Genomic DNA, 17,098 nt, shown 5'->3' with positions numbered 1-17,098 from the left:
CGTATAATTTTAAGCTTCTATTTCTTCAGCTTTTGAAGCCATCAGGCGATCAAATTCTTCCTGCGAACCTACACGGATATTTTCGTATTCGCGCAGACCTGTTCCTGAAGGAATTAAGTGACCTACAATAACGTTTTCTTTCAAGCCAAGCATCAAATCCTTTTTACCTGCAATCGCAGCTTCGTTCAGAACCTTGGTAGTTTCCTGGAACGATGCAGCCGAGATAAATGATTTAGTACCTAACGATGCTCTTGTTATACCTTGCAGCATCGGGCTCGAGGTTGCAGCGATTGCATCACGTACTTCAACCAATTTTAAATCTTTACGTTTCAAAATTGAGTTTTCATCGCGCAGCCTTCTTACCGAAACTATTTGGCCTGATTTTAAGCTTGTTGAATCACCTGGTTCTGTAACCACCTTCTTGTCAAAGATGTCGTCGTTTTCCAGCATGAAATCCCAGCTGTCAACTGCTTCCCTTTCAAGGAAACGGGTATCGCCGGCATCTTCAATAGCTACCTTCTGCATCATCTGGTGAACAATCACCTCAAAGTGCTTATCGTTAATTTTCACACCTTGTAAGCGGTAAACTTCCTGTATACCATTTACCAGGTACTCCTGCACTGCTGCAGGGCCTTTAATGGCAAGGATATCAGCAGGCGATATCGAACCGTCAGACAATGGCATACCTGCCTTCACAAAGTCGTTATCCTGTACAAGGATGTGTTTCGACAATGGAACCAGGTATTTTTTAACCTGTCCGTCTTTCGATTCGATGGTGATTTCGCGGTTACCACGTTTCACACCACCTAAAGTTACGACACCGTCAATTTCGGTTACTACCGCAGGGTTCGATGGGTTACGTGCTTCAAATAACTCGGTTACACGTGGTAAACCACCTGTAATATCCCGGGTTTTACCGGTTGAACGAGGAATTTTAGCAATAACCTGTCCTGTTTGCAGTTTTTCACCTTCATCAACAGCAATGTGAGCGCCTACCGGGATGTTATAGCCTTTAATAATGTTTCCTTTATTATCAGCAACCTGTATAACAGGATTTTTGGTTTTATCCCGGGTGTCGATAATTACCTTTTCGCGGTGACCTGTTTGCTCGTCTGATTCTTCGCGGAAAGTAATACCTTCCAAAACAGCCTCAAATTTGGTAACACCCGCAAATTCAGATATAATTACCGCATTGTACGGATCCCATGAACAGATACGGTCGCCTTTGGTTATTTTACTTCCGTCCTTAATGTACAGGTAAGCACCATAAGGTATGTTATTGGTAACAATAACTTTGTTAGTACCTTCCTCAACAATACGGAACTCGCCCGAACGGCCTAACACAACCTCTACCAAACCTTCTTCGGTTTTGTATTCAACTGTACGAACGTTCTCGAATTCAATGATACCATCAAACCTTGCGTTAATCTGCGATTCAGCAGCGATGTTTGATGCGGTACCACCCACGTGGAATGTACGCAGTGTTAACTGTGTACCCGGCTCACCGATACTCTGTGCAGCTATTACACCAACAGCTTCACCTTTTTGCACACGTTTACCGCTTGCAAGGTTACGCCCATAGCACAATGCACACACACCGCGTTTGCTTTCGCAGGTTAATACCGAACGTATTTCGATACCTTCCAGCGGCGAGTTTTCAATTTTCTTGGCAATCTCTTCGGTAATATCTTCACCGGCTGTTATCAATAATTCATTGGTAATAGGGTCAAGCACATCATGCAAAGTGGTACGGCCTAAAATACGATCGTACAATGGCTCAACAATATCCTCGTTATCTTTAAGGGCGGTTGTGTATATACCTCTTAAAGTACCGCAATCAACTGTACCAACAATCATATCCTGGGCAACGTCATGCAACCTACGCGTTAAATAACCAGCATCCGCAGTTTTTAACGCTGTATCCGCCAAACCTTTACGTGCACCGTGAGTTGAAATGAAGTACTCCAATACCGACAAACCTTCTTTAAAGTTCGAAAGGATCGGGTTCTCGATAATCTCACCACCCGAACCCGATTTCTGAGGCTTAGCCATCAAACCACGCATACCTGCAAGCTGACGAATCTGCTCTTTAGAACCACGTGCACCTGAGTCAAGCATCATATAAACAGAGTTAAAGCCCTGGTTATCACTCGAAAGAATTTCCATCACATTCGCTGTTAAGCGGTTGTTGATACGGGTCCAGATATCGATAATTTGGTTGTAACGCTCGTTATTGGTAATAAAGCCCATGTTGTAGTTACCCATTACCTCTTCAACCTGTTTAGAGGCCTGGGCAATTAATGTAACTTTTTCAGCAGGGATATTAATGTCTTTAAGGTTAAATGATAAACCACCCTGGAATGCCATTCTGAAACCTAACTCCTTAATATCATCAAGGAACTGGGCTGCGCGTGCCATACCGGTAATTTTCACTACCTCGCCAATAATATCGCGTAGTGATTTCTTGGTCAGCAATTCATTAATGTAACCTACCTCAACCGGAACATGCTGGTTAAACAACACGCGGCCTACAGTAGTATCAATAATTTTGCTCACTATATGCCCGTCACGTTCTTTGATCATACCCTTAACCTTAATAAAGGCGTGCAGATCAATCTTACGTTCGTTATAAGCTATAATTACTTCTTCAGCAGAATAGAAGGTCAAGCCTTCGCCTTTTACAACGCGTCCTTCATCTGTTTTACGGCCTTTGGTTATGTAGTACAAACCAAGCACCATGTCTTGCGAAGGTACTGTAATTGGTGTTCCGTTAGCAGGGTTAAGGATGTTATGTGATGCAAGCATTAATACCTGGGCTTCCAAAATTGCTGCGTTACCAAGCGGTACGTGCACAGCCATCTGGTCACCGTCAAAATCCGCGTTAAAGGCGGTACAGGTTAACGGGTGCAATTGAATAGCCTTACCTTCAACCAATTTTGGCTGGAAAGCCTGGATACCTAACCTGTGCAGCGTTGGCGCACGGTTTAGCAATACAGGGTGGCCTTTCAATACGTTTTCCAAAATGTCCCAAACCAATGGATCTTTCCGGTCAACAATCTTTTTGGCAGATTTTACTGTTTTAACCACACCACGCTCAATCATTTTGCGGATGATAAATGGTTTAAACAGCTCGGCGGCCATATCTTTCGGCAAACCGCACTCGTGTAGTTTAAGGTTTGGCCCTACAACAATTACCGAACGTGCCGAATAATCCACACGTTTACCTAATAAGTTCTGGCGGAAACGGCCTTGTTTACCTTTCAGGATGTCTGAAAGTGATTTCAAAGCACGGTTACCTTCAGTTTTCACTGCGTTTACTTTACGTGAGTTATCGAACAACGAATCCACAGCTTCCTGCAGCATACGTTTTTCGTTACGTAGTATAACTTCCGGCGCTTTTATCTCAATCAAACGTTTTAAACGGTTGTTGCGGATAATTACACGACGGTATAAGTCGTTCAAATCTGACGTCGCAAAACGGCCGCCTTCCAATGGAACTAACGGGCGCAATTCAGGCGGGATAACCGGAACGATTTTAACAATCATCCACTCAGGGTTATTTTCAATCCTTGTTTTTGCATCGCGGAAAGCTTCAACAACCTGTAAACGTTTCAAAGCTTCGTTTTTACGTTGCTGTGAAGTTTCGTTTGCAGCCTGGTGACGCAAGCTAAATGAAAGTTCGTCAAGGTCCAGGCGTTTTAACAACTCCTCTAAAGCCTCGGCGCCCATTTTAGCCACAAATTTCTGCGGATCTTTGTCGTCCAGGTACTGGTTTTCCTTTGGTAAGGTATCCAATACATCAAGGTATTCTTCTTCGGTCAGGAAATCCATTTTGTTGATTCCGTCAGCTTCTTTAATACCAGGCTGGATTACTACATAACGTTCGTAGTAAATGATTAAGTCAAGTCTTTTTGTTGGTAGGCCCAGTAAGTAACCAATTTTGTTTGGCAACGAACGGAAGTACCAGATATGCGCAACAGGCACCACCAGGTTGATGTGGCCCATACGCTCGCGACGGACTTTCTTTTCGGTTACTTCAACACCGCAACGGTCGCAAACAATACCCTTGTAACGGATACGCTTGTATTTACCGCAATGGCACTCATAATCTTTAACCGGACCAAAAATACGCTCGCAGAATAAACCATCACGCTCAGGCTTGTAGGTCCTGTAGTTAATGGTTTCAGGTTTTAAAACTTCACCGCTTGAACGCTCCAGGATAGATTCAGGCGAAGCTAAACTGATGGTAATTGTGGTGAAATTACTCTTGATTTTATTATCCTTTTTGTAAGACATAGTCTCCTTTGTTTTTAATTGTTGTTGAAAGGTTGGAATGTTGCAAAGTTGAAATGTTGTAAGGTTTTAATGCTGCGATAAATTACAGATTCAAACCTTACAACTTTACAACAACCTTTATTCTAACGTTATATCCAAACCTAAACCTCTTAATTCGTGAACCAATACGTTGAATGATTCTGGAACTGACGGTGTTGGCAGGTTTTCGCCTTTAACAATAGCCTCATATGTTTTGGCACGGCCGATAACATCATCCGATTTAACGGTCAATATTTCCTGCAGTATGTTTGATGCACCGAATGCTTCCAGTGCCCAAACCTCCATCTCACCAAAACGCTGACCACCAAACTGGGCTTTACCACCCAATGGCTGTTGTGTAATTAATGAGTATGGCCCAATTGAACGTGCGTGCATCTTATCGTCAACCATGTGGCCCAGTTTCAGCATGTAGATAATACCTACAGTGGTCTGCTGGTCAAAACGGTCGCCGGTCAAGCCATTGTACAGGTAAGTACGGCCTGATTCAGGTAAGTTTGCCTTTTTAACCCACTCTTCCACTTCTTCATGGCTTGCACCATCAAAAATCGGGGTTGCGAATTTAATTCCAAGCTCTTTACCAGCCCAGCCTAATACTGTTTCGTAAATCTGGCCCAGGTTCATACGTGAAGGTACACCCAGCGGGTTCAACACAATATCAACCGGTGTTCCGTCTTCAAGGAAAGGCATATCTTCGTCACGTACAATACGTGCAACAATACCTTTGTTACCGTGACGGCCCGCCATTTTATCACCCACTTTAAGCTTACGCTTTTTAGCGATGTAAACTTTAGCCATTTGAACTATACCTGATGGCAGCTCATCACCCACGCTGATAGCAAATTTATCACGACGGTAAGCACCCAGTTCCTCATTCAACTTAATGTTGTAGTTGTGAAGCAGGGTTTTTATCTGGTCGTTTTTATCGTCATCAGTTGTCCACTTGGTTGGGTTAATATTTTCATAATTAAGCTCAACCAGTATTTTTTGCGTGAATTTTACACCTTTAGGCACATGCAGTTCTTTGTAAACGTTGTAAACACCTTGTGATGTTTTGCCGTTCACTATCTCAAATAACTTCTCAATTAAAGTATTTTTAAGATCTTTTACTGCTTTGTCGTGCTTGTTATCAAGTTTCTCCAACTGTGCTTTTTCTTCGGCTTTCGAAGTTTTCTTAGCACGGCTGAACAATTTAGTATCAATAACCACACCTGCGATAGATGGAGGAGTTTTCAGGGATGCATCTTTAACATCACCTGCTTTGTCACCAAATATAGCACGTAACAGTTTTTCTTCCGGAGATGGGTCAGATTCGCCTTTAGGGGTAATCTTACCAATCAGGATGTCGCCTTCTTTAACCTCAGCGCCTACACGGATAATACCGTCTTCGTCAAGGTCTTTAGTAGCTTCTTCTGATACGTTAGGGATATCCGGTGTCAATTCTTCTTCACCGCGTTTGGTATCACGCACTTCAAGCTCAAACTCTTCAACGTGAAGCGATGTAAATATATCCTGCGATACTACACGCTCAGATATTACAATCGCATCCTCAAAGTTATAACCTTGCCAAGGCATGAACGCCACTTTCAGGTTACGACCAAGGGCCAGCTCACCTGCCTGTGTTGCATATCCTTCGCAAAGCACCTCTCCTTTTGATACCCTCTGGCCTTTTTTAACGATAGGCTTAAGGTTCATGGTAGTGCTCTGGTTAGTTTTCTTAAACTTCGTTAACCTGTAGCTTCTTGTATCGCCATCAAAAGAGATTAAGCGGTCAAGTTCGTTACGGTCATATTTAATACGGATTTCGTTTGCATCAACATACTCAACCACACCATCGCCTTCAGCGTTGATCAGGGTACGAGAGTCTTTCGCAACACGGCCTTCCAAACCTGTACCAACAATAGGAGCTTCAGGGCGCAATAAAGGCACTGCCTGGCGCTGCATGTTCGAACCCATCAAGGCACGGTTAGCATCATCATGTTCAAGGAACGGAATCAACGACGCAGCAATTGATGTAATCTGGTTTGGAGCAATGTCCATTAGATCCAGTTTCTCAGGATCAATAATCGGGAAGTCACCTTCAAAACGTGCTTTAACTTTAGGTAGTGCAAATACACCCTTATCGTCATAATGCGCGTTTGCCTGGCCGATAGTTTTACCGTCTTCATCTTCAGCAGATAAATAGATAACATCTTCCTGCACCTGTACTTTACCGTCAACCACACGTTTGTATGGCGTTTCGATAAAGCCTAAGTTGTTGATTTTTGCGTGTACGCAAAGCGAAGATATCAAACCAATATTCGGTCCTTCCGGAGTTTCAATAGTACATAACCTACCGTAGTGGGTGTAGTGTACGTCACGAACCTCAAAACCTGCACGCTCACGTGACAGACCACCGGGCCCAAGGGCTGACAGACGACGCTTGTGCGTAATCTCTGCCAGTGGATTGGTTTGGTCCATGAACTGTGAAAGCTGGTTGGTACCGAAGAACGAGTTGATAACCGATGAAAGCGTACGTGCGTTGATCAGGTCGGTTGGTGTAAACACCTCGTTGTCACGAATGTTCATACGCTCGCGGATGGTACGGGCCATACGTGCTAAACCAACACCAAACTGAGCATAAAGCTGCTCGCCAACAGTACGAACACGACGGTTTGACAAGTGATCAATATCATCCACCTCAGCTTTTGAGTTGATTAACTTGATCAAATATTTAACAATCGCGATGATGTCCTGCTTGGTTAAAACTTTAGTCTCGTCGCTGGTAGTCAACTTCAATTTACGGTTGATGCGGTAACGTCCCACATCGCCCAAATCATATCTTTTATCAGAGAAGAATAAACGATCGATGATACCACGGGCAGTTTCCTCATCAGGTGGTTCAGCGTTACGTAATTGACGGTAGATATGCTCAACCGCCTCTTTCTCCGAATTCGAAGTATCTTTCTGTAAAGTGTTATATATAATGGTGTAATCACCGCTGGTAGCAGCATCTTCCTTGTTCAGGATGATAGTTTTAACACCTGCGTCAATAATCATATCAATATGATCATCTTCCAGCACGGTTTCACGCTCCAGGATAATTTCGTTACGGTCAATAGAAACAACCTCGCCGGTATCTTCGTCCACAAAGTCTTCAACCCATTTTTTCAACACCCTTGCAGCAAGCTTGCGGCCAATGAATTTCTTCAGGCCTGATTTGCTTACTTTAACCTCGTCGGCCAGTTCAAACAATTCTAATATATCTTTATCAGAGTCGTAACCAATTGCGCGCAGCAAAGTAGTAACCGGGAATTTCTTTTTACGGTCGATGTAAGCATACATCACGTTGTTAACGTCGGTAGCAAACTCAATCCATGAACCTTTGAAAGGGATAACACGGGCAGAGTATAATTTTGTACCGTTAGTGTGGCGGCTTTGGCCAAAAAATACACCTGGCGAACGGTGTAACTGCGATACAATTACACGCTCGGCACCATTGATAACAAAGGTACCTTTGGGTGTCATATAAGGGATAGTTCCCAGGTATACATCCTGTACAATAGTTTCAAAGTCTTCGTGTTCCTCATCGTTACACGACAGGCGAAGCTTGGCTTTTAAAGGCACACTGTAAGTTAATCCGCGCTCAATACATTCCTGTATATCGTAACGTGGCGGATCAATAAAGTAATCAAGAAACTCTAAAACGAAGATGTTTCTTGAATCGGAGATAGGAAAATTTTCAGCAAACACTTTAAACAAACCTTCTTTGTAGCGGTTGTCTGAGGTAGTTTCCAATTGAAAAAATTCCTGGAAAGATTGCAACTGAACATCAAGAAAATCGGGATAATCCAATACCTTTCTGCTGGTCGCAAAATTTACTCTTTGATTAATTTTGTTTGCCAAGGGAATAAAATTTTAGTTTATTAATAAACTGGTGTAGATGTTTTCTGGTAGATGTTGATATTCAGAATATTACCGAAATCACTAAAAAGCAATAACCTGATCTATATAAACAGCAATAGACCCCGACCAAAAAGGTCGGAGTCTGATGCCATTTTATTATGGGTTAACTTATTTAACCTCAACTACTGCTCCGGCTTCTTCTAATTGTTTTTTAAGAGATTCAGCTTCTTCTTTAGTAACACCAGTTTTTACTTCTTTAGGTGCACCATCAACTAAGTCTTTAGCTTCTTTCAAACCAAGGCCGGTTAGGTCTTTTACTAATTTAACAACTGCTAATTTAGCGCCACCTGCTTCTTTCAGGATAACGTCAAATGCAGTTTGAACTGCAGCTTCAGCAGGTGCGTCATCGCCACCAGCAGGAGCAGCAGCAACAGCAACAGCTGCAGCAGCAGGCTCAATACCATACTCGTCTTTTAAGATCTGAGCTAATTCGTTTACTTCCTTTACTGTTAAGTTTACCAACTGTTCAGCAAACGCTTTTAAATCCGCCATTTTATTTTAAATTTTACTTTTAATGCTTTTTGTTTTTTAATATCGAACTTTTAGGTGTCCGGTTAACCTCTTTCCTGTAATGTTTTTACAACGCCTGCCAATATATTTCCGCCTGATTGCAGTGCAGAAATAACATTCTTAGCTGGTGATTGCAATAATCCAATGATTTCTCCAACCAGTTGTTCTTTTGATTTCAATGCAATCAAAGTGTCTATCTGGTTATCACCGATAAATATCGCTGAATCAATGTAAGCTGCTTTTAAAATCGGTTTGTCACTTTTCTTCCTTAACTGCTTAATCAACTTTGCCGGGGCAGTAGCTGATTTTGAGAAAAGAATTGAAGATGAACCTTTTAAAACATCAAACATCTGGGTGTAATCGCCACCGGCAGCTTCCATAGCCTTTTGTATCAGGCTGTTTTTTGCTACTTTCATGGTAATGTCGCTTTCGAAACATTTACGGCGAATATCATTTACTTTTGCAACCGTCAAATTTGAGGTGTCAGTAATATAAAAATTACCAAAATCCTTCATTTGTTCAGTAAGGGCGATTACTAATTCGTGTTTTTCTTCTTTAGTCATGATTTAGATCCCCGCTACTGTTTTAGTTTCAATTTCAATTCCAGGCGACATGGTTGAAGAGATATGAATACTCTTAAAATATGTTCCTTTTGCTGCTGAAGGTTTTAATTTCGAAATCACCTGTAATACTTCAAGTGCATTTTCGTAAATTTTATCAGCAGGGAAAGATACTTTTCCTATTGAGGCATGAATGATGCCGGTTTTATCAACCTTGAAGTCAATTTTACCACCTTTAACCTCAGTTACAGCTTTCCCAACTTCGGGAGTTACTGTACCTGATTTTGGGTTTGGCATAAGGTTACGCGGGCCTAAAATACGACCTAAACGACCAACCTTCGCCATAACACTTGGCATAGTGATGATAATATCAACATCAGTCCATCCACCTTCAATTTTGGCAATATAATCATCCAAACCTACGTAATCTGCACCTGCATCTTTAGCTTCTTGTTCCTTATCAGGAGTACAAAGCACCAATACACGTACAGTTTTACCGGTTCCATGAGGTAAGGTTGCAATACCACGCACCATTTGATTGGCTTTACGCGGATCAACACCTAAACGAACATCAATATCAACAGATGAATCAAATTTGGTATTAGTAATATCTTTTACCAAAGATGTTGCATCCTGTAAGGAATACGCCTTGTTTGCCTCAATTTTGGAGACTGCCACTTTTTGATTTTTTGTTAATCTAGCCACTGTCTTAAACTGATTTGTATAAATTAATTAATTCCAGGGTGCCGTACCTGATACGGTTATCCCCATACTGCGGGCAGTTCCTGCCACCATTTTCATGGCTGATTCTACTGTAAATGCATTCAAATCCACCATTTTATCTTTGGCTATCGTCTCAACCTGGGTCCAGTTTACACTGGCTACCTTTTTACGGTTGGGTTCGGCCGAACCACTCTTTAAACCTGTTGCTTCCAGTAACTGGATTGCAACGGGAGGAGTTTTAATGATAAATTCGAAAGATTTGTCAACATAAACAGTAATAAGCACAGGAAGCACTTTACCAGGTTTATCCTGGGTACGTGCATTGAATTGCTTGCAAAATTCCATTATGTTCACACCCTTTGCACCCAATGCTGGGCCAATTGGGGGTGATGGATTTGCAGCGCCACCCTTTACCTGCAGCTTCACCATCGCACCGACTTCTTTTGCCATTTTTATTTATTTAATTTGTAACTCAATGTTAGTAAGTGGAAGCTAAGTAACATTTAAGATCTTTGATGATTTCGAATTTCGGATGTTCCATTTCGGATTTACCACCTTCAACACAAAATCGTATATTTTTTATATTTAAATTCCGATATCGAAAATCCGACATCCGAAATTTCACTACTCTTTCTCTACCTGCATGTAATTTAATTCAAGCGGTGTACGGCGCCCGAATATTTTCACCATTACTTTCAGTTTTTTCTTTTCTTCGTTAATCTCTTCAATAACGCCGCTGAAACCATTGAAAGGGCCGTCCATAACTTTTACACCCTCGCCTACAAAATACGGAACATTCATTGTTTCGCCTTGTGCAGTCATTTCGTCAACCTTACCTAAAATACGGCTAACTTCTGCCTGGCGCATCGGGATGGCGTTACCTTGTTTGTCGCCCAAAAAGCCAATTACGCTATTAATGTTTTTGATGATGTGCTCAATTTCAGCATCAAGTTGCGCCTCCATTAACACGTAACCGGGCAAAATATTGCGTTCTTTTGCAATCTTTTTCCCGTCGCGCATCTGGTAATATTTTTCAGTAGGTATTAAAACCTGCGGAACTAAATGTGTAATACCCAAGCGATTAATTTCGGCGTCGATATATTGCTTTACCTTTTTTTCCTTGCCGCTTATAGCCCGCACCACGTACCATTTTAACTGATCACTCATCGTTACTTAATTAATTAGGTTAGTGATGTATAAAACTGCTGCAGCAAAAAGTGTATGCTTTGATCCATTAACGAAATTATTAATGCAATTATAAGCGCCGCAACCAATACAAGGATCGAACTGTTTTGCAGGTCTCTCCAGGTTGGCCAGGTAACTTTTTCGGTTAGCTCAATATAGCTCTCTTTAATATACTCAGATACGTTAGCCATCTTTTTAGTTTACTGTATTAATGCACGGGAACAAGGATTCGAACCCTGATCAAAGGTTTTGGAGACCTCTATTCTACCATTGAACTATTCCCGTTTATTAGTATATCCTCAAAGGGATGTTTTTTATTAACAAAGTACTTAGCTAAAAAGCTAAGTACTTTGCGTTGAAATTAACCCTAACCTAACCTTAATCTCCACCTTTCGGCAGAGGTTAGGGGGTTATTTTAAAATTTCAGTTACCTGACCGGCACCTACTGTTCTGCCACCTTCACGGATAGCGAAACGTAAGCCTTTTTCCATAGCGATAGCGTTGATCAGCTTTACAGTGATGGTAACGTTATCACCTGGCATAACCATTTCTACACCTTCAGCCAATGAAATCTCACCGGTTACGTCAGTTGTACGGAAATAGAATTGCGGACGGTATTTATTGAAGAATGGAGTGTGACGGCCACCTTCTGCTTTTGATAATACGTAAACTTCTGCTTTAAAATCAGTGTGCGGGTTAACTGAACCTGGTTTGCAAATAACCATGCCACGACGGATATCAGTTTTTTCAATACCACGTAACAATAAACCTACGTTGTCACCAGCTTCGCCACGATCAAGGATCTTGCGGAACATTTCAACACCTGTTACAGTTGATTTTAAGTTTTCAGCACCCATACCAAGGATGTCAACTTGCTCGCCTGAGTTGATAACACCACGCTCAATACGACCGGTTGCAACAGTACCACGACCAGTGATCGAGAATACGTCTTCAACAGGCATTAAGAATGGAAGCTCAGTTAAACGCGGAGGAATTGGAATGTAGCTATCTACAGCATCCATTAACTCCATAATCTTACCAACCCACATTGGATCGCCGTTCAAGCCACCAAGAGCCGAACCTTGAATAACAGGGATATCATCACCAGGGAAATCATAGAACGATAATAATTCGCGGATTTCCATTTCAACTAATTCTAATAATTCAGGATCATCAACCATATCCACTTTGTTCATGAATACAACCAATGAAGGTACACCTACCTGACGTGCTAACAGGATGTGCTCGCGAGTTTGTGGCATCGGACCATCTGTTGCAGCCACTACTATAATCGCACCGTCCATTTGTGCAGCACCTGTAACCATGTTTTTTACATAGTCAGCGTGACCCGGACAATCTACGTGAGCATAGTGACGGTTTGCAGTTGAATACTCAACGTGCGCTGTGTTAATAGTAATACCACGTTCTTTTTCTTCAGGAGCTGAGTCAATTGAATCAAATGAACGGGCTTCTGATAAACCTGCATCACTTAATACTTTTGTGATAGCCGCTGTAAGGGTTGTTTTGCCGTGGTCAACGTGACCGATAGTACCGATGTTTAAGTGCGGTTTACTGCGGTCAAACTTTTCTTTTGCCATGATTTATTTTATTATTTGTAGGTTAATTTATACTTAAAAATGCACTCTATTATATACTTGTTATAATATTGAGCCAACAATGGGATTTGAACCCATGACCTCTTCCTTACCAAGGAAGTGCTCTACCCCTGAGCTACGTCGGCTAATTTTGATTTCGGAATTCGGATGTTCGATTTCAGATTTAAATCCTTTGTCAACAATTTACCCGGCGTCCAGCCATCTTTTTTAAACGTCCGAAATCGAAATTTCGAAATCCGACATATTATTGAGCGGAAGACGAGGTTCGAACTCGCGACCTATAGCTTGGAAGGCTATCGCTCTACCAACTGAGCTACTTCCGCTTTTTAATTAATGAATGAATTAGCGAATTAGTGATTTATCGAATTATAAAAATTCAATCACCAATTCACTAATTCAACCCTCACTAATTCATTTCTGTGGGGGGAGAAGGATTCGAACCTTCGTAGCCGAAGCAACGGATTTACAGTCCGTCCCATTTGACCGCTCTGGTATCCCCCCATTTGTTGATTTCGGATTTGCAATGTCCAAAGTTGAAGCTAAACATTACGCTTCCGAAATTAACAGAGCCTCCTATCGGGATCGAACCAATGACCTACTGATTACAAGTCAGTCGCTCTACCAGCTGAGCTAAGGAGGCTTAATTTATTACCCTTTTAATTCCATCAGTTAATTTAACATCGGAATTATACCGGTTAATTAATAAGGCTGTATTTTTTTATTTTAAAGAACCAACCCTTTTAACTTGGAGAGGCGTGTTACATACCTCTCTGAAAGGGATTGCAAATTTACACATTTTTAATGCTGAACAAAATTTATTTTCTAAAAAAAAATCGGCGGGCTGATACCCACCGATTTAAATAAAAAAATACTGTTTATTTAACTTAAAACTCGTCCTCTGTGGCTAATAAAACTGCCTTTTTTGCGGCAGCCGCGGCAACGGTTTTCTTTTGTTTATGCTTTTCAATTTGTTTTCTCAGGCTCTCAATTGCCAGGTCGGTAGCTTCTTCAAACGTTTTACATTGCTCTTTGGCAAATATTTGATTCCCCGGCAGCATCAGTTTAATCTCCGTTATTTTATTGGCTTCATCTTCAACATTCTCTAATTTCAGGTAAACCTCACCACTAATAATGTGGTCGTAATAGGTGTCAAGCTTATCGGTCTTCTTCTGAATAAAATCCAATAACTTCTTGTCTGCATTAAAACGAATAGATTGCACTGTGATTTTCATGATTCCTCCTTTGTTAAGCCTTTGGATGGGCTTGTTTGTAAATAGACTTTAATCGTTCAACGGAATTGTGTGTATAAATTTGGGTTGCGCTTAGGTTGGCGTGGCCCAAAAGTTCTTTAATAGCATTTAAATCGGCGCCCCTGTTTAACAGGCTGGTGGCAAAGGTATGCCGCAACACATGCGGGCTTCTTTTATTTTGGGTTGATATATAAGATAAATACTTCTGCACTATTAAATAAATGAGCTTTGAATAAGCATTGGCTCCTTTATCTGTAACGATTAAGGTTAACGAATTGTTACCGAAAAAATCCTGCTTTTTCTTTAACTCCTGGTATTCAGCTATTAATAATTTCAACTCATTGTTTACCGGGATAATGCGCTCCTTATTACGCTTACCCAAAACCTTTATGGTGCCTTCGTAAACGTTTATATCGGCATCCTTAACGCCCAGCAGCTCCGAAAGGCGCATGCCGGTGCCAAACAGCATTTCAATCACCAGTTTGTCCCGCAGGCCTTTAAAATCGTGGCTAAACACCTGGTTTTCGTCAAGCATTTGAGTTAGCTTGACATCTTCAACGATAACAGGTAAATTTTTTGGAATTTTGGGCGTATTGATTTTGGATGCCGGATTTATTTCAATCACCCCTTCCTGCACCATAAACTTAAAATACTTGCGCAGCGTGGCTATTTTACGATTTACCGAACGGGCTAAAATTTTATGGTTCATTAACTCAACCATCCAGTTACGGATATGATAATGCGTAATTTGGTTGGGGTGCGTAATTTCAGGAACTGGCGGTGGTATTGTGTTGTCGGGGTTATTCAGAAACGACATGAACTGGTCAAGGTCTGATTGATAGGCCGATACAGTATGCGGAGAGTACCGCTTTTCGAACTTAATATAACGGATAAAACGGTCTATAAACATAAAAACTACTTGTACATCCGGACTATGAATGTACAAATAGTTTTGATATTTTGATTAGAAAATCGAAAATTCTTTTAAAAGAATTAAACGGTGGTTTCTAAGTTCATATTCTGCTTGTAGATGGCGTGTTTAATTTCGTGACGACGGGTAATTGATTTTTTCTCAAATGCCTGGCGACTGCGAAGTTCTCTTAAAACACCGGTCTTTTCAAATTTCTTCTTGAAGCGTTTCAATGCTTTATCTAATGATTCGCCGTCTTTTACGTTAATAATGATCATAATTCCCAAATACCTCCTTTCAGGGAGGGCAAAGGTAAGTATTTAGTTTTGAATATGAAAGGGGTTTATAGAAATGTTTTAAGGTTGAAAAGTTGTAAGGTTTTTGCTGACTATTAATTTAATAGCATTTCAACTTTATGACATTTCAATCTTACAACCCCTACTTCAGTACTTCCCTGCTTATCACAATCTTCTGTATCTCACTTGTCCCCTCACCTATTGTGCATAGTTTGGCGTCACGGTAATATTTTTCAACCGGGAAATCCTTGGTATAACCGTAGCCACCAAATATCTGTACAGCCTCTGTTGCCGTACGTACGGCAACTTCCGATGCAAAATACTTCGCCATGGCCGACTGTTTGGTAACCGGCATGTGCCTGTTTTTCAAATCGGCCGCCTGCATTATCAACAGTTCGGCTGCTTCTATTTCGGTAGCCATGTCCGCCAGTTTAAAGGCGATACCCTGAAAATTGCTTATTGCTTGTCCAAACTGCTTGCGTTCTTTTGAGTAAGCCACAGCAGCTTCAAAAGCGCCTTTTGCAATACCTAATGATAAAGCAGCGATAGATATACGGCCGCCATCAAGTACCTTCATTGCCTGCTTAAAGCCCTCGCCTTCCACACCTAATAAATTTTCTTTTGGTACACGGCAATTATCAAATATTAATTCTGTTGTTTCAGAAGCACGCATGCCCAGCTTGTTTTCTTTTTTGCCATGGGTAAAGCCAGGTGTACCTTTTTCAATAACAATAGCTGATATTCCTTTTGAGTCACCTTTTTCACCGGTGCGCACCATCACCACGGCCACATTGCCAGATTTACCATGTGTTATCCAGTTTTTTGAACCATTTACAATATAGTGGTCGCCATCTAAAACGGCAGTTGTGTTCATTCCCATTGCATCCGACCCGGTGTTAGCTTCAGTTAGGCCCCATGCTCCCAACCATTCAGCAGTCGCAAGTTTCGGCAGCCAGCGGTGTTTTTGTTCCTCGCTGCCAAAGGCAAGGATGTGACCGGTACATAATGAATTATGCGCCGCAAGCGATAAACCTATCGACCCGCAAACCTTAGCAATTTCAACAATAACAGTTACATATTCAAAATACCCGAAACCTGAGCCACCATATTCTGCGGGCACAAACACGCTCATCATACCCAGTTCGCCTAATTGCTTGAATAATTCAATTGGGAAATGCTGCGTCTCATCCCATTCCATCACGTGCGGGCGAATATGTTTTTCGGCAAAATCCCTGGCCATCTGGCCTATCATTTTTTGATTATCATTTATAGAAAAATCGTACCCGGCAGGTACATCGGTGAGCAAAGAATCCATGTATTTATAATTGATTTTTAGCAAAGTAACATAATATTTTACGCATTGGTTTGCTTATAACAACTATGAAAAGGGACACTTTTGGTATATGGTATGAATTGTAGGTTTAGGGGGAATAGGGGTATGTACCGAGGTCAAAGTAATTCTAAAATTTCTCCTGTCGCAATCAAATTACTTCCCTCTTGAATTCTCCATTTATTGCCTACAAATAGATATTTATCAATCGGCTGATCTTTAATAAATCTTACAATAACTTCTTTTTCATCACCTGGGCATATTTCTGGATAATCGAAAATCACATCACCTATGTAGGTTATAAGGTAATTATTCACCGGAACCTCAAATACGTGATTTGGCCGATATCCACTAAAAATACACGTTCGTCTTTTGCCGCCTTCCTCGGCGGTTAGGACTTTAATTTTGGCTTTAATTATTACAAGACCAGGCATTTTTATC

14 protein-coding genes and 5 tRNA genes are annotated in these 17,098 nt (G+C 41.3%); all 19 read right to left on the bottom strand.

The window, feature by feature from the left end; translation table 11 throughout:
- Nucleotides 1-9: 9 nt before the first annotated feature.
- The 19 genes from rpoC to NAF19_RS10030 all read right to left on the bottom strand — a co-directional run bounded on the left by rpoC (nucleotide 10) and on the right by NAF19_RS10030 (nucleotide 17,091).
- Nucleotides 10-4,296, bottom strand: a complete 4,287-nt coding sequence (gene rpoC, locus NAF19_RS10120; RefSeq protein ID WP_252789921.1) for a DNA-directed RNA polymerase subunit beta' — start codon at nucleotides 4,294-4,296, stop codon at nucleotides 10-12.
- A gap of 117 nt (nucleotides 4,297-4,413) precedes the next feature.
- Complete coding sequence (gene rpoB, locus NAF19_RS10115; RefSeq protein ID WP_252789920.1) at nucleotides 4,414-8,217, bottom strand: DNA-directed RNA polymerase subunit beta; 3,804 nt, start codon at nucleotides 8,215-8,217, stop codon at nucleotides 4,414-4,416.
- A 168-nt stretch (nucleotides 8,218-8,385) separates the two neighbouring features.
- Entirely contained in the window at nucleotides 8,386-8,769 is a 384-nt protein-coding gene (gene rplL, locus NAF19_RS10110; protein ID WP_252789919.1) for a 50S ribosomal protein L7/L12, read from the bottom strand.
- A 62-nt stretch (nucleotides 8,770-8,831) separates the two neighbouring features.
- Complete coding sequence (rplJ, locus tag NAF19_RS10105; protein WP_252789918.1) at nucleotides 8,832-9,350, bottom strand: 50S ribosomal protein L10; 519 nt, start codon at nucleotides 9,348-9,350, stop codon at nucleotides 8,832-8,834.
- 3 nt (nucleotides 9,351-9,353) lie between these two features.
- Nucleotides 9,354-10,052, bottom strand: coding sequence for a 50S ribosomal protein L1 (rplA, locus tag NAF19_RS10100; protein ID WP_252789917.1), 699 nt, complete (start codon nucleotides 10,050-10,052; stop codon nucleotides 9,354-9,356).
- Between the two features lie 27 nt (nucleotides 10,053-10,079).
- Nucleotides 10,080-10,520, bottom strand: coding sequence for a 50S ribosomal protein L11 (rplK, locus tag NAF19_RS10095; protein ID WP_252789916.1), 441 nt, complete (start codon nucleotides 10,518-10,520; stop codon nucleotides 10,080-10,082).
- A gap of 174 nt (nucleotides 10,521-10,694) precedes the next feature.
- Complete coding sequence (gene nusG, locus NAF19_RS10090; RefSeq protein WP_252789915.1) at nucleotides 10,695-11,237, bottom strand: transcription termination/antitermination protein NusG; 543 nt, start codon at nucleotides 11,235-11,237, stop codon at nucleotides 10,695-10,697.
- A gap of 14 nt (nucleotides 11,238-11,251) precedes the next feature.
- Nucleotides 11,252-11,446 carry a preprotein translocase subunit SecE gene (gene secE, locus NAF19_RS10085; RefSeq protein WP_252789914.1) on the bottom strand — a complete coding sequence of 65 codons (195 nt, stop codon included), beginning with the start codon at nucleotides 11,444-11,446 and terminating at the stop codon, nucleotides 11,252-11,254.
- Nucleotides 11,447-11,469: 23 nt separating this feature from the next.
- Nucleotides 11,470-11,540, bottom strand: a tRNA-Trp gene (locus NAF19_RS10080).
- A 125-nt stretch (nucleotides 11,541-11,665) separates the two neighbouring features.
- Nucleotides 11,666-12,853, bottom strand: coding sequence for an elongation factor Tu (gene tuf / locus NAF19_RS10075; RefSeq protein ID WP_252789913.1), 1,188 nt, complete (start codon nucleotides 12,851-12,853; stop codon nucleotides 11,666-11,668).
- A 71-nt stretch (nucleotides 12,854-12,924) separates the two neighbouring features.
- Nucleotides 12,925-12,996, bottom strand: a tRNA-Thr gene (locus tag NAF19_RS10070).
- A 125-nt stretch (nucleotides 12,997-13,121) separates the two neighbouring features.
- A tRNA-Gly gene (locus NAF19_RS10065) sits at nucleotides 13,122-13,194 on the bottom strand.
- A gap of 97 nt (nucleotides 13,195-13,291) precedes the next feature.
- Nucleotides 13,292-13,372 (bottom strand) — tRNA-Tyr (locus NAF19_RS10060).
- Nucleotides 13,373-13,438: 66 nt separating this feature from the next.
- A tRNA-Thr gene (locus tag NAF19_RS10055) sits at nucleotides 13,439-13,511 on the bottom strand.
- A gap of 244 nt (nucleotides 13,512-13,755) precedes the next feature.
- Nucleotides 13,756-14,103 carry a ribosome hibernation-promoting factor, HPF/YfiA family gene (hpf, locus tag NAF19_RS10050; protein WP_252789912.1) on the bottom strand — a complete coding sequence of 116 codons (348 nt, stop codon included), beginning with the start codon at nucleotides 14,101-14,103 and terminating at the stop codon, nucleotides 13,756-13,758.
- Between the two features lie 13 nt (nucleotides 14,104-14,116).
- Nucleotides 14,117-15,067, bottom strand: a complete 951-nt coding sequence (locus NAF19_RS10045; protein ID WP_370362867.1) for a tyrosine-type recombinase/integrase — start codon at nucleotides 15,065-15,067, stop codon at nucleotides 14,117-14,119.
- Nucleotides 15,068-15,114: 47 nt separating this feature from the next.
- Nucleotides 15,115-15,309 (bottom strand): 30S ribosomal protein S21, encoded by a 195-nt coding sequence (rpsU, locus tag NAF19_RS10040; RefSeq protein ID WP_067059690.1) that lies wholly within the window; start codon nucleotides 15,307-15,309, stop codon nucleotides 15,115-15,117.
- A gap of 160 nt (nucleotides 15,310-15,469) precedes the next feature.
- Nucleotides 15,470-16,642 carry an acyl-CoA dehydrogenase gene (locus NAF19_RS10035; RefSeq protein ID WP_252789911.1) on the bottom strand — a complete coding sequence of 391 codons (1,173 nt, stop codon included), beginning with the start codon at nucleotides 16,640-16,642 and terminating at the stop codon, nucleotides 15,470-15,472.
- A gap of 134 nt (nucleotides 16,643-16,776) precedes the next feature.
- Nucleotides 16,777-17,091, bottom strand: coding sequence for an EF-Tu C-terminal domain-related protein (locus tag NAF19_RS10030; RefSeq protein WP_252789910.1), 315 nt, complete (start codon nucleotides 17,089-17,091; stop codon nucleotides 16,777-16,779).
- Between the last annotated feature and the right edge of the window lie 7 nt (nucleotides 17,092-17,098).

Origin of the sequence: Mucilaginibacter flavidus (genome assembly GCF_024055575.1) — a bacterium.
Taxonomy (GTDB): Bacteria; Bacteroidota; Bacteroidia; order Sphingobacteriales; family Sphingobacteriaceae; genus Mucilaginibacter; species Mucilaginibacter flavidus.
The sequence above is the reverse complement of the archived record's forward strand: the minus strand, read 5'-3'. Positions and strand labels throughout refer to the sequence as shown.